This window comes from Rhodospirillaceae bacterium (genome assembly GCA_002728255.1).
Lineage (GTDB): Bacteria > Pseudomonadota > Alphaproteobacteria > UBA7887 > UBA7887.
In genome coordinates, this window is the sequence record PBWV01000001.1 from 13,860 (window position 1) to 27,108 (window position 13,249).

Genomic DNA, 13,249 nt, shown 5'->3' on the forward strand with positions numbered 1-13,249 from the left:
AACATTAACATGGGATTTATTTCCGGCCATTCATCTTTTACTCGAGACCACCACAACACGCTGCAGGGGGTATTGGTGTCATTATTTTTGACGCCAGCTGGATGGATGTTTAATGTCATAACAGAATTTTAAGAGCCTGGTAAGGGCTTAGGTACTTTAGGTAGAGAAAATGCGGATCGAAGCTATAGAATTTCAGCTTGGCTCAAGAGTGGAGGGTCTTTCCGACTTATCTGACGATAATCCCGAGTGGCAAATCGACCGCTTATTTGCCAAAACGGGCGTTGAGCGCCGACATCTTTTGGCATCTAACGAAACACCTTTGCAGTTAGCCGAAGGCGCGTGCAACCGCCTATTTCAGCGAACTGGAAAACGTAAGGTGGGTGGCTTGATTTATGTTACCCAGTCGCCTGAATCGACAATACCAACTACAGCGTGTCTTCTCCACGAGACTTTAGGGTTAGAGGAGGCATGTTTAGCCTTTGATCTTAACCAAGGTTGTTCTGGTTTTGTGTATGGTTTGTCAGTAGCTAGTGGGCTTATCAAAAGCCAAGCTATTGATAGTTGTTTGGTTGTCTGTGCGGAGGCCTATAGCAAGTATATTTCCCCTCACGACAGAACGTGCCGTCCCATATTTAGTGATGGCGCAAGCGCGGCTCTAGTGGTTAATGATGGTGAGGGTGATATTGGCCCGTTTGTATTCGCTACGGATGGTAGTGGTGCGCCTAACTTAACCCTTCTCCATAAATCCGATAATGACGGATTGGGACGCCAGGTTCTTCATATGAATGGGCCTAAAGTCTTAGATTTCACCATGGAAGCAGTTCCTAAGTATGTCCACGAACTGCTGAACAGATCATCTTTGTCGGTAGAGGAAGTTGATTTATTTATTTTTCATCAGGCGAGTAAGGTTGTATTAGATCGCATTGGATCCAAGTTAGCCTTGGACGAGGAAAAAATCTTTAGAAACTATAGGGAAGTAGGAAATACAGTTTCTGCTACTATACCCGTTGCAATGAAGGAGGCCCTGGGTGCCGACGTGCTCCGTTCGGGCATGACGGTGGTTCTGATGGGCTTTGGAGTTGGGTATTCTTTGGCAGGCTGCATTTTGCGCACGTGAACAGGGCTTCAGGAGAGCACGGCAACGTGGTTTAGGTATTGTGTGGAGCAGAACGATTTTCATTCTACTGACCTTACAGTTTGAAGCTCTTTGCTCCGCTTAAAAGCTGCATCATTCTAAGGTTGCTGAGATCGTAAAAACTTTGGACAAACCTCTTCTCCTCGGATGACAGCGTATATTTGCTCTTGGAACCCAGAAGGGGCACGAGCTGTTTGCCTAATTTTCTTAGGCTCGGAGTGTCCGGGGCCCATCTTGGTAAGTGTTTTAATATCTTGGCTGCCGTTTTTGAGCGTCCAGAGTTTTGTGGAGGGGCAGTAAAAGGCATTGGACTGAGGTCGAAAAATTCACAGAGTTCTCTGAGAAAGTCAGTTCTATTTTCTGAGAGTTGAGTGAAACTTAATACTTTAACATTTTCAGGGCCAAATTCATCAATGTAAGCTTGTATCGTGAGGTCATAGTGGCCGGCTCGTAATAACACTTTTCCTTTTGATGTGGAGCAAAAGTCTATGAAAGAGCGGTGTCCCGGTTGCAAGTGATCAAGGTAATAGCTGTATGCTGAACTTAACCATGTAACCTGATCTCTGACTACCATTAGAACCTTGCTGTTTGGAAAGCGGGTGCGCCACGCAGAGGCGATTTTTCTTGGAGCTATGTCGATAGCTTTACTCAAATCATTCCATGGAACACTTTCCCATTTGAGTTGAGGCCATAACTCGGGCTTCTTATATATTACAGATTCACAGAGACGCTCTTGCATGGAAATATACAACTTGGCTTGTCCGGCTTGCCTTCGTTCTTTCTCTGAGAAGGTTACTCGACTTGGCGAAAATAGGTGGCGAGCTGCAATTCGATCTATAAAAACTTGCGGATGGGTTTGAAAAAATTTCTGAAGGAATGTAGAGCCTGCCTTAGAATAGCCCATAAAAAGGACATCAGGCTGTTTCATGATTCATACCTAAATTCGTTGTGCTAGAAGGCGGCGGTATATCATGTTTTCTAATTGCAATCATAAACATAGCAGTCATACCCAGGGTCGCTAGCCACCATCCCTGCCAGATGCCAAAACAAAGGTGGGCAACCACCAGTGCGGAACTTAAGGTTCCTATAGTGGCGGCTGCATAAAGTCTGGTGTTTGCTCTTAGGTTACGAATGGTTAACAAGAATAAGGTGCCCCATAACAGTAAGCCAACTGCGCCTAACTCCAGCCAAATTTGTAGGGCCGCGTTATGAGTGTGCAGTGGTATAGCTGGCGCGGTAACAGCCACTCCCTCGGTAGTTGTGTTGACAAAGAGCTCTGTGTCACCACCTGGAAAGATGCGAGCTGTATCTAGGCCCCACCCGAGAAATGGGCGTTGCAACACGTGGTCCGCGGCAAACTGCCATATAACAAATCGGTGGATCTCGGCTGTATTGTCAGTGACGTTGGCTATTAGAAACTGGGTGGCCCAAGGAGAGAGCTGGGGAAAGAACGGGATCACTGCAATGGAGGCAACGAAAGACGCACACACTAATGTGGTTGCCACGCGGAGTTTGAGCCAGGCGACAAAAAATCCACAAGCTCCAAGTGCTAAGGCAAGAGAGGGAGCCGTGGGGCCGAGTAGAAGGATTGCGACGAAGGTTATTCCTAGGAAGGCTGCAGCCACCAGTAACCCAAAACTCTTGGTTAGGCAAAAAACAGAGGGCCATACTAAAATAGCGAGGATACTGGCAGTCCTATTTAAGGCAGTTAGCTTATGGGCCGCCATCTCCTCCTGGTTAATCCAAATGGTGATAGCCGTAATTGCGCCCGTTCGGAGTAGCGTGACCAGTACACCTAAAAGCATACCAAATGCGAGAAACTTGCCAACGTTATGGCTGTCCTCAGGTTCAATATTCAATGCGGCACTAAGTAGCACAATAAGTACACAGCTAATTGCTAAGATGCGCAGTGCTGCCAGGAGGCTTTGTGTCTCATTTACTGACCAGAGAGCTGATGCGCAGCCCCATAGTGCTAAGCCTAACGCCGTCAATGCAAACGGGTGGGATGGGGTCGGCAAAAGGCGCGTTCTGTGTAGAAACCTTTGCAATAAGATTATTGTGGCAGCGGCTATTCCAGGGACCCCGATTAAGAGAGGCGCGAGAGCTGCTGTGATTGGGGTTATTATGGCAAGTCCACAAAGCACACCGCCCTCGGAGGGTGCCCAGCTTGGATATTTAACCTGCATGGCACGATGTCCCGTTACTGAGCATGGAGCCACGCCTGAAACATTAGCACGGGCCACAGACGATGTTGGTGATTTCTGTTCTCTTTCAGGTGGTCTAGCCAAAGACGACGGACAGTACCAGCCTCGAAAAAACCACCCCGTTTTAGGTCATGTTCTGATAATAAATCCTCTGCCCAAGATCGGAGATCTCTTCTTAGCCAGTCTCCAATCGGGACACCGAACCCCATTTTTGGTCGTTCGAAGAGGTGCCTGGGAATATACTTAGCTAAAACTTGTTTTAATATTCTCTTCCCTGAGTTCTTATAAATCTTTGTCTCTATGGGCAAGCGCCAAGAAAATTCGAATACCCGATGGTCAAGGAAAGGTACGCGTGCCTCGAGGCCTACCGACATACTAGCCCTGTCTAGTTTTACCAGAATATCGTCCGGTAGGTATGTAACTGTATCCATTAACATCATTTGGTGTTGGAAGTTACTAATGGAAGACCAGTTGTGTCTTTCACTTAAAAGGGTGGCAGGTTCTGTGCTCTTGAGAAGCGCGTTATGGGGGTTCTGCCACTGGGAAATTAACTTCCAGTAGATGTCTTCTTTATCCTTAGCATTCATAATCCCGGCCAACTTATGAATTTTTTCACCATACTGTGCTTGACGTAGTGACTGAGGTATAAATGGGGAAACTCTTGTAAAGAAGGTATCCCATCTCTGTGATGGGATCGAGCAAATAGCTTTTGAGATGTTTTGGCGTAGCCGTAGTGGTGTGTTTCCTATTATTTTTCCCATATTGCGCGACCAAACATAACGATTATAACCACCGAAAAGTTCGTCTCCGCCATCTCCCGATAGGGCGACCGTAACTTTTTCTCTCGCAAGATTTGATACTATATAGGTTGGAATTTGTGAAGAATCGGCAAAAGGCTCACTGTACATAGTAGGTAACTTTGGGATCACTGCTTGAGCTTCACTGGGCGTGACGTAGAGTTCCGTATGCTCGGTTCCCAGGTGTTGTGCAATGGATGCAGCAGCATCAGCCTCATTGTACGACGCCTCGGAGAAACCAATAGAGAAAGTTTTAACAGGGCGTGAGCTGCATTTCTGCATTAGGGCTACAATTGTTGAAGAATCTATGCCGCCCGATAGAAAAGCTCCAAGGGGTGCATCAGATAGCATGCAGTCGGCGACAGCCCCTTGCAACACCGCATCTAGTTGTTTCGAAAGTTCTGGATCGTTTGTTTTGAGGGGATTGCCAAGATTTTGTTCTGCACATTCCTTTGCAGACCAATAGAACTTCGGTTGAGGGACAGAGTGGCTGCGGAGTGTTTCGTAATCAACACTTAGGATAGCACCGGGGACTAACTTCCAGCAGTCTAAGTAAATTGTATGTGGTGCAGGCACGCTACTGTGTCGCAACAATAATGAAATAGCATCTCTGTTTATATTCGCGGGGAAATTTCTGAATTCCTTTATAGCGGCCAATTCCGAGCCGAACACGAGCGACTTTCCAGCCCAAGCATAATATATTGGCTTTTGGCCAAAGCGATCCCGAGCTAAATGAAGGCATCTATCTTTCCGGTCCCAGACAGCTAGAGCAAACATACCATTTAATGCCGTAAGGGTTTTGCGCAATCCCCAGTTGCTGATGGCTTCAACCAAAACCTCCGTATCCGACCGACTCTTGAATGTTATCCCCATCTGAGAGAGCGAGCCTTTTAGTGAGGGCGCATTGTATACCTCACCATTGTAGCTTAACACGAACCGGCCGTCCCTCGAAATCATTGGTTGATGGCCTCGATGTGAGAGGTCTACAACTGAAAGCCTTCGGTGACCTAGAGATATGCCGGCTCGCTGGTCCGACCATTCCCCAGAGTCGTCAGGACCGCGATGGGTTAGCGCTCTTACGGCGCTACGTAATTCTGCTATAGCATCAGAAGATGAGCCATGATCCATTAGTCTGAAACTGCCAGCTATTCCACACATATTCAGGCCTGCACCAAGTTTACCCTGGAGTGGTCAAGGAATTGTACAATCGAAAATAGGAGCTAACGCATACCTCCATGGAAAATTTTGATAACGCCCGCCTCTTTCCTGCTTGTTTCATAGAATTTCTCAGCTCGGCATTTTGGGCGAGATACTCACAGGCCTCGCCTAGTAGGCTAGGGCTTCTTGCGGGAACAACTAGCCCGGTTTCCTGGTCGGTGATCAACTCGGTATTTCCGCCGACATCAGTCACTATCATAGGAATCCCCAAAGCCATTCCTTCCAGCACTGAATTAGACAAACCCTCTTCGTGAGAACTTGATATGCCAATATCTGATGCTTTCATCAAGTCGTAGATGTCCCTGCGTGAACTAAGCCAAATCACATTTTGACTTATTCCGAGGTGACTTGCGCTCTGTTCTAGGTTGTTGAGAATACCATCGTTTCGGCCGACACAAATTAATCGCCAAGGGTCTGGCAGTTTACCCTTAACCTTTGCTAGTGCCTTGAGAAGATCCTTGTGCCCCTTATAGGGAATGAAATTGGCCACAGTAATAAATACAAGTGCCTGAGCTGGAATGTTGAGTTCTCGTCGCACTTCATCAGGTTTTAGTTTTTCAACAAATTCATTGGGGTCGATGCCATTGTATATTAGTTGTATCCGGGCTTTTGAGTTGGCGCTTTCCTTCTCTAAGTCTCGTATAATGGCCTTGCTGTTCCCGACCAGCACGTCCATAGTTTTATGTAAATAGCGTTCAATCCAAGCGCCTAAAGGGTGTTTTTTTTGATAAAAATTTAGGCTCCGTCGGCTCATTATCCGAAAGGGAATTCCAAGAAAGAAAGACCATACCCCCCCAAGGAGGTAGGCCTCGGGCAAAAAGAAATGGACAATATTGGGGCGTTCGCGGGCTAGGGTGAATCCTAGCCAAAAGACAATAAAGGTGCGTCTAATAAACCTTTGGCGCGCAATCCATTTGGTAGGTGGAGGAGACAGTACGGGCACATTTTTGCGTTCCATTTCATTAGCGAGAGCGCCCCGAGCCCGAAAAGCGATTATTGAAATCTCCAAGCCGTTACCTTGTAATTTAGGCATGACCCGAAGCAAATGATTTTCAGTGCCCCCAATGTCCAACGAACCAATAATCACAAATAACTTTGAGGTGTCCCCATTTTTCATCACTTACAATGCTTTCCGCCTAATTATTGTACGATAGGCCTCAAGGTATTGATTTACAATTGACCGCCACGCAAACACTAATGCCCGTTCTCTTGAAATGTTAATGTATTTCTCCCTGAGATCCTTGTGGGACAAGAGTTGGTTCATTGCTTCCGCTAGCCCTTCATGGTCCTTTACGGGCACCATTATTCCATACTTTCCTTGGCCTATCACGTCCCGGCAGCCGGGTCCATCTGTAGTGATTATCGGAAGGCTTGCCGCCATTGCCTCAATAATGGCTATTCCAAAGGATTCGACATGCGATGGAAAGACGAACGCATCTGCACTTTTGTACAGTCCAACTAATTTATTACTTGGTGCCTCAAAGGGACTTCCTTCGGCGTCTTGATCAGAAATTTCACCAAGCAGATGAACGTGTTCAGTCAGGCCTTGTTTTGCCACCTGGCTCTTGAGAGTTTCTGTGTGCTTACCCGCAATAGCCAAACGGAACGGCCGACTAGCCTTTTTCCTTAACAAAGCGGCAGCCGATATTAGGTCGCTAAACCCCTTTTTTGGATGGTGCCGTCCTACTGAGAGATAGAGAAAGGCATCGTTGTTTATTCCAAATTCTTTGCGAATAGAAACAGTGTCAAACGGGCGTTGAAATCGGGGTAGATCGACCCCATTCGGGATGTTCCATACCTTTTCACTTATTATTTTAATATCGTCATACTCTCGAGCCATTGACTTCGTAATAGCAGACAGAGCATCAGCTCGCGGAAGCCACTTTCTAATAATTTGGTCGATACGGGGGTCGAGCCGCATGCCGTATCCAAGGTCATGGTTAACTTGGATGTCTTCGCCTGCGCATCTGATAATATGAGGAACATCCTTTTCAGCAAAGCGTGCCAAAGCTACGCCAATGGGGAATCCTACCGTGCCGTGCCAGATATCAAAACGATATTTCCACTGTAAAATTCTGAAAAAGCTTGCAAGTAGTAGAGTGGCGGTTTCTGGAAAGTTTTGGGTGAAAGAGATAGTTTTTGGAGGCATCGTGATGAGCTTGTATGCTAACCTGCGGCCAGTTTCTTGTATTTGTCGTACGTTGGTTGCTGGTGCAATAACGATTGGGGTATGTCCCTGCGCCAGTAGTCCAGAAGCGATGTTATGGAGACCTATCTCTACCCCCCCAATGGCAGGTAAAAAGGTTGAAGTCGGAAGTGCTATTACGAGCTTTTTACGTTGCATCGGGTTCGATAGTTGAGACTGTGTCGTGGACGATACTAACAACACGGTTGCAGAAGCCTATCTCGCTTGTTTTTTTTTCGAGCTCTTCCCGGTAGGTTTGTTGTGCACACTCAGCCAACGTTTTCAGTTGATGGGGACATGAATAGGCCATGCTCAGCTTCTCCATGAAATCTGATAGGTCCCAGGAATGGGTTAAAATTGTTTTTCCATATACAAAAAGGTTAGGCCAGGTCTCCATATGGGACATATCTGGTTTCAATAGGGTGGCTCCACAGAGGGTAGCCTCAAAATCCTTGAGTGTGATCTCCCCGAAACCAAATGGAGATATTACCAATCGTGTTTCCCGCATTTCCTGGTAGTAAGCCCGCCGGCTCAGCTTCCTGGTGCTGAGCCTATCTTTTAAGAGTGTTTGAATTTTCTTGCGCTGGTAGGAAACGGTTTCCCGTTCATACTTGGTTCCCATCCGGCAAGATAGGGCCACGGTCCTCTCGGAGTTAGATGGTACGAATTTTTTGGGTAGCCAAAAGAGTGCGTTGATCGGGATAAACCTTCTTAATCCCATGATATGAGGGCCGTACATACTGTAGTTCGCCAGGCCTGAATTCCATGATAATCTGAGCTGGCCAAGGCGACTCGGATCGGTCAGCACTCGGTTCCGAGCAGGTGTAGAATCAGTTGCCCCAAAGGACTGGTGATAGTAGTCAGCCCAAAGTCGATTCCCGTATAATTTTTTCATGTATAGGGACTTATCTTTGAGTAATTGGCCTTTGCAGTACCAGCGGACAAACGGCAGGACTTGGGGCTGAAGCCAGCCACTGCTGTCCGAAATATCAAACCACACTAAGGGCACGCTCTCCGCTAGCCTTGATAAGTCCATCAAGACCGCCTGATCTCCCTCAACTTCCCATCGATGGCTAACGCTGCGACTTTCTATAAACAGCACATCGCAATCGCATAGCTTCGGGTGTGCAATGGACGTGAAAAATTTAGTTTGAATACCGCAATCCGCGAGTTCTTTTCGATACACAATGAATGGAAATAAGAATGCAATTCCGTTAGGAGACTGAAAGCCCTTAGTGAGAATGTGAATTTTATGCATCATCTAACCGAGGTGCATTGGCATTACGTATATCAGCTACTGACCTTAGCCAAAGCTCTAAGTTTATTAGGTGTTCCAACGGTATGGGTTTCTTGTTCCTTTTGTTTCGAAAGTCGTCCACTGCGGTGCGGACTTTTTTGGGGTCAGAATACGAAGCAAGCTGGCTATCGGGTTGTACTAGTAGATCTAAATATCTACCCAATCCGGTCTCATTTTCAAGCCAACTTCGAAGTGGCAATGCAAGACCGACTTTGCGGCGATCCACTATCTCCGATGGGAGAAATTGCTTTGCAACCCTTTTGAGTATGGGTTTGGTATCACCACCCGGGGCCCGAAGTTGAACTGGTATTCGATTGATTTTCTTGGCCAGGGGGGCGTGGCTGAAGGGCACCCGTGCCTCTACGGAGGCCGCCATAGCCATTTTATCTTGTCTCATCAAAAGCGATGATAAATATGAGGTTTGATCAACCGCAAACATCCTTTCCCGGAAATCCAAAAATCGGGAGGCAGTGTCTTCACGCTGGCCACCTCTGTGAATCAGGGGTGGGAAAAGTTCTTCTAATTCGAGAATATCATGATAAACGGCTCCGAAAATCGCTGCATCTCTGCCTGAGAACTTTTGGATTTCTCGCCAGCGTTGAAGAATGGGCCAAAGAAAACCGGGGACTAGATCGGCAAATAGACCGTTCCTCTTTAGTTTTCGCCAGATGTCATATCGTTTGTATCCGCCAAATAGCTCATCGGCCCCCTCGCCCGTTAGGACCACTTTGTGTTTTTTACGAATGGTTTCGCACAATAGCATCAACATTACGCAGCCATAGTGTGGAACTGGACCCTCCATGTGTTTAATGGCCCGCGGCAGGGCATCGGCAAAATCGTTATTGTCCAGTGTTACTTCATGATGTTCTAGGTTTAAGCGTTTTTGGATAATGCGACGATAGGGTCGCTCGTCCTGTGGGTATCCTGGTATGTGAACGCCATATGATGTAAGTGTTCCGGCAGTTTCCTTTGCAGCTATCGCCGTCACAAGGCTAGAGTCGACACCCCCCGAAAGTTGTACGGCATAGCCTACATCACTGACCAGGTGAGCCTTAACCGAGGCATATACTGTTTCCTTTGATAATTGTACCGCATCGTCTTGGCTCAAGGAGTTATCGGAGTTCAGGTGCTCCAAAGGGTCGTCAAATTGTTCAGGCTTTGTCCTGGCATCATTAATATTAGCAGTGCATGTATATCCTCCCGGAAGCAGCTCAATGTCTGAGATGTTACTTAATGTTCCTGAAGCATAGCGAAAAATTAGAAGTTCAGGCAAGGCGTTGGTATCTACCTCAAATGGAGTGATCCCAGCGAAGGAACGCATTTCTGTGGCAAAACCAATTAAATGACCTCTTTTGAGTATGTACAAAGGCTTTATTCCAAGGGTATCACGTGCCGCTATCACCTCGCACCTGTGTCGATCAAAAATTACAAGTGAAAACATTCCCTCAACTTTGGGAAATAGCTTTTTTTTCCAATGAGCGTAACCATGAAGAAGTACTTCTGTATCTCCCTCGGTTTGGAACAGGTATCCTTTTTGCTCTAGTTCCCTTCGGAGCTCTCTGAAATTATAGATCTCACCATTGAATACTAAGGAGTAGCGGCCTGTGGGATCGGTCATGGGTTGGTCGGAGGTGGATCCAGGGTCCAGTATAGCCAGCCTTCGAAAAACCATGGCTATCCCGGGCTCGGCAATCATTCCTCCTGAGTCTGGCCCCCTATGTAGAATGTCTTTTTCTAGCCTCCGTAGCAGTGGGCTGGAGAAAAGGCGTTCCTTTTGGCATAAAACTACGAACCCACACATATTAAGCTATGAACTCTGCTTTTTCCTTCCATGGGAACGGCGGGACCATGGCATCCAAATACTAAGGGTGAAAATAATGGTTGCGACTGTGCCCATTGCAAATGCTACCAAAATATGTCGATATCGCAATTCTGGAAGGAGATACGCTATGAAAAACCTAAGCCGATCAAGGGAACTTATCGCTTTTTCTTGCTGGCTTTTTGGCTCGTTGATTTGGATCAAGTGGGTTGCAACGACGGCCGCGTGTTGTGGGGTGAGACCTAGGTTCGGCATCTGCGATTGCGGATTATCAAAGGCCGGTTCCTGAAGATAGTGGGTCAGCCAGACTAGGAGACGATCCTTTTCCGAAGAAGCAAGTACATTGTGTCTTGCATCGTAGGTTTCCACAAAGGGAGCACTTTCCAATGTGTCGACGAGCGCCACTTGTTTGGCATAGTTTTGATTATTTATCCGAGCTTCAATTGAAGCAATTAGGGCGGAGTCTAAGGGAGGGCCAAAATTCCCCCCCATACCGGAAATCTGATGGCAGTCCCGGCAACCATAACGACTGAGCAAGGCGGTTGGCCGAGTGTCTTGTTCAATTATATGGGGATGCCCGATGGAAGGGTTGTAAGAGAGCTTTAAGATGGGGGTTGTTCCATCATTTTGGGGCATCATCGCAACCAAATACAGGCCGTCTGGCCCGAACTGGACGGAGACAGGGAGTTGGTAACCGTTGCCGCGGTAGGCTAAAAGCTGCTTAGGCGGTGTGGCGGCTCTATTATTGTCAAAGTCGTAGTCAAACACCACGACGGTTCTTTGTCCTCTCATGCTTGGTCCTTGGGCACCAGGTGTGCCGGCCAGGGCGATGAAGAACTTGTTTGTGTACGGATCGGGGAAAATATTGCTCTCAGATTCTAGAAAATCCAGTTGGACTAAACCCACTGCTGGCCCAAATATATAGTTAGCTCTTGCGGCAAAAGACCAATCGTTCCCCTCCCACAAATAATTTTCACCTCTGTTGATTTCAAGAAAACGATCTATAAATCCGCCGTTTTCTGTTGCAAATAGGCGGCTCTTAGCCAGTACAAGGCCAAAAATATTTCTGTGTCCGTAGGACCATATAAAGTCCGTAGATGTTGTCTGACCATCATCAACGAAAAAGGGATTGTCAGCGTATGGTTCTAGGTCTAAGTCCATTCGCAATACCGATCCTAGCGCAGAGGCTAGGTTCTGGCTTTCGTGGCGTTCCTTTCCATAACCAACTGGCACAAAGAGCTGATGGCCATCGATGACACAGGGGCCTATTTGGTGGCTGGTATCACTTCTTTCATTCGCAAATATATCAAGAAGAAATTTGGGGTCCTTTGCCTCCAAGCTGAAAGTACCAGGATTTGATTGGAATCTCACTAGGCCGTTTCGAAACACCTGGGTTTTATCCAAATAGCCGAAGGAAATAAAAATGAAGCCATTGAGCGGATCCAAGCAAAGGCCTGCAGCTCCCAGTGTTTGAAATTCTTCTTTGAGTGGGACGGGTAAAAAGTTATCGGCGACTGTGTATACCTCCCGGTTTCGGGTTACCACTTTTAGAGCTCCCTTCAATTCTATGACGTAGTATAGAGGCGAAAGCGGCTCGTTTCCGGGGTTAGGGACAAACTCTATATCTGATGGAAATCGATATCCTGTTGAATCAATTTCCAATGAAAAACCCTGTGCCACAGCCCAGTCATCCTTCCAAATGTTGGCTCGGTCTTCTTCTGCCATGGAACCTGTTACGGAGAGGCTAACCCCTATGAAGGGGAGCGCGAGGAAACAAAGTTGCTTTGTAAAACCTGGCCACATAGTCGGTCTCTCCTTTAGGGTTTTCGGCAGTAGAAGGTCATAAAGTTTCCATAAGCAGGTGGCGAAATGCGGTTTGTATTGAAACATCTTAATAAATTAGTGCGATTGAACCACTTGGTAGAGAAAAAAGGATAATCTACTTTTAGTATTTGGAAGCCACAATCACGCAGACATCTATGCATAGAGTCATTAGAGAAGAGACTAATATGAGTAGGATCATTTAGTAACCGGTAGTTGTTTCCGAAACGCCGCGCACAACCTGAATCAAAATCAGGGGTTCCGACAATTATTGTTCCACCTGGCCTTAAAAGGTCGCGAATTTTCCTGAGTGTAGTCACGGGGTCCTTCATGTGTTCGATAACATGGTAGGCGATTACAAGATCGAAAAAACTATCGTCATAGTCAACCGTCTCAAAAACCCCCTTATATATAATTCCATGCGGAGAAGCCTCTGTTGAGGCTTGGGCAGATGGTTCAACGCCATACTTGGACCAGTGGTTATCAACACATGATAGAAGCCAGCCAGGACCACAACCAATATCCAGCAGCCTACCTGGTTTTAGACAGGAAATAAAATGTAGTTCAGTTTTCAGATTTTCCAAATACTGGTTTTTCTCATTCAACCTATTTCGCTGAATGCCATCGGGATCTGTGGATTCACCCCAATAGTCAGTTGTCAGGCCCTGTGACGTTTCAGGCCGCACTCTAACAAAATATTGGCCAGTGGTGTATAGGGATTCCATGGCATTAGTGAGGTCAAAGTTGGCAAGATTTCGTTTCATAGGAGTCAT

At 46.8% G+C, this 13,249-nt stretch carries 10 protein-coding genes; 1 reads left to right on the forward strand and 9 read right to left on the reverse strand.

The window, feature by feature from the left end; translation table 11 throughout:
• The first annotated feature begins 169 nt into the window (after positions 1-169).
• Positions 170-1,117 (forward strand): 3-oxoacyl-ACP synthase, encoded by a 948-nt coding sequence (locus CMM32_00075; GenBank protein ID MBT05303.1) that lies wholly within the window; start codon positions 170-172, stop codon positions 1,115-1,117.
• A gap of 73 nt (positions 1,118-1,190) precedes the next feature.
• On the opposite strand, the gene CMM32_00080 is transcribed toward CMM32_00075, so the two are convergent.
• Genes CMM32_00080 through CMM32_00120 form a run of 9 tightly spaced genes read right to left on the reverse strand, consistent with a single transcriptional unit; the run spans position 1,191 to position 13,249 of the window.
• Positions 1,191-2,063: a hypothetical protein gene (locus tag CMM32_00080; protein MBT05304.1), complete on the reverse strand. Its 873-nt coding sequence runs from the start codon at positions 2,061-2,063 to the stop codon at positions 1,191-1,193.
• Entirely contained in the window at positions 2,050-3,321 is a 1,272-nt protein-coding gene (locus tag CMM32_00085) for a hypothetical protein (GenBank protein ID MBT05305.1), read from the reverse strand. The genes CMM32_00080 and CMM32_00085 overlap by 14 nt, the downstream gene beginning before the upstream one ends.
• A 14-nt stretch (positions 3,322-3,335) precedes the next feature.
• Positions 3,336-5,294, reverse strand: coding sequence for an asparagine synthase (glutamine-hydrolyzing) (asnB, locus tag CMM32_00090; GenBank protein ID MBT05306.1), 1,959 nt, complete (start codon positions 5,292-5,294; stop codon positions 3,336-3,338).
• Between the two features lie 19 nt (positions 5,295-5,313).
• On the reverse strand, positions 5,314-6,474 hold the full coding sequence (locus tag CMM32_00095) for a hypothetical protein (protein MBT05307.1): 1,161 nt from the start codon (positions 6,472-6,474) through the stop codon (positions 5,314-5,316).
• A complete protein-coding gene (locus tag CMM32_00100) occupies positions 6,475-7,698 on the reverse strand; it encodes a hypothetical protein (GenBank protein ID MBT05308.1) in 1,224 nt (407 codons plus the stop codon).
• A complete protein-coding gene (locus tag CMM32_00105; GenBank protein ID MBT05309.1) occupies positions 7,688-8,797 on the reverse strand; it encodes a hypothetical protein in 1,110 nt (369 codons plus the stop codon). Before CMM32_00105 ends, CMM32_00100 begins: the two co-directional genes overlap by 11 nt.
• On the reverse strand, positions 8,790-10,637 hold the full coding sequence (gene asnB, locus CMM32_00110) for an asparagine synthase (glutamine-hydrolyzing) (GenBank protein MBT05310.1): 1,848 nt from the start codon (positions 10,635-10,637) through the stop codon (positions 8,790-8,792). Before asnB (CMM32_00110) ends, CMM32_00105 begins: the two co-directional genes overlap by 8 nt.
• 6 nt (positions 10,638-10,643) lie before the next feature.
• On the reverse strand, positions 10,644-12,545 hold the full coding sequence (locus CMM32_00115; GenBank protein MBT05311.1) for a hypothetical protein: 1,902 nt from the start codon (positions 12,543-12,545) through the stop codon (positions 10,644-10,646).
• A complete protein-coding gene (locus tag CMM32_00120; GenBank protein MBT05312.1) occupies positions 12,473-13,249 on the reverse strand; it encodes a hypothetical protein in 777 nt (258 codons plus the stop codon). The genes CMM32_00115 and CMM32_00120 overlap by 73 nt, the downstream gene beginning before the upstream one ends.

Excerpts from the sequence above, each read along its gene's own strand:
- asnB (MBT05306.1), bottom strand. The coding sequence starts at position 5,294 with ATGTGTGGAATAGCTGGCAGTTTCAGACTAATGGATCATGGCTCATCT.
- CMM32_00080 (MBT05304.1), bottom strand. The coding sequence starts at position 2,063 with ATGAAACAGCCTGATGTCCTTTTTATGGGCTATTCTAAGGCAGGCTCT.
- CMM32_00115 (MBT05311.1), bottom strand. The coding sequence starts at position 12,545 with ATGTTTCAATACAAACCGCATTTCGCCACCTGCTTATGGAAACTTTAT.
- CMM32_00120 (MBT05312.1), bottom strand. The coding sequence starts at position 13,249 with ATGACTCCTATGAAACGAAATCTTGCCAACTTTGACCTCACTAATGCC.
- CMM32_00100 (MBT05308.1), bottom strand. The coding sequence starts at position 7,698 with ATGCAACGTAAAAAGCTCGTAATAGCACTTCCGACTTCAACCTTTTTA.
- asnB (MBT05310.1), bottom strand. The coding sequence starts at position 10,637 with ATGTGTGGGTTCGTAGTTTTATGCCAAAAGGAACGCCTTTTCTCCAGC.
- CMM32_00075 (MBT05303.1), top strand. The coding sequence starts at position 170 with ATGCGGATCGAAGCTATAGAATTTCAGCTTGGCTCAAGAGTGGAGGGT.
- CMM32_00085 (MBT05305.1), bottom strand. The coding sequence starts at position 3,321 with ATGCAGGTTAAATATCCAAGCTGGGCACCCTCCGAGGGCGGTGTGCTT.
- CMM32_00105 (MBT05309.1), bottom strand. The coding sequence starts at position 8,797 with ATGCATAAAATTCACATTCTCACTAAGGGCTTTCAGTCTCCTAACGGA.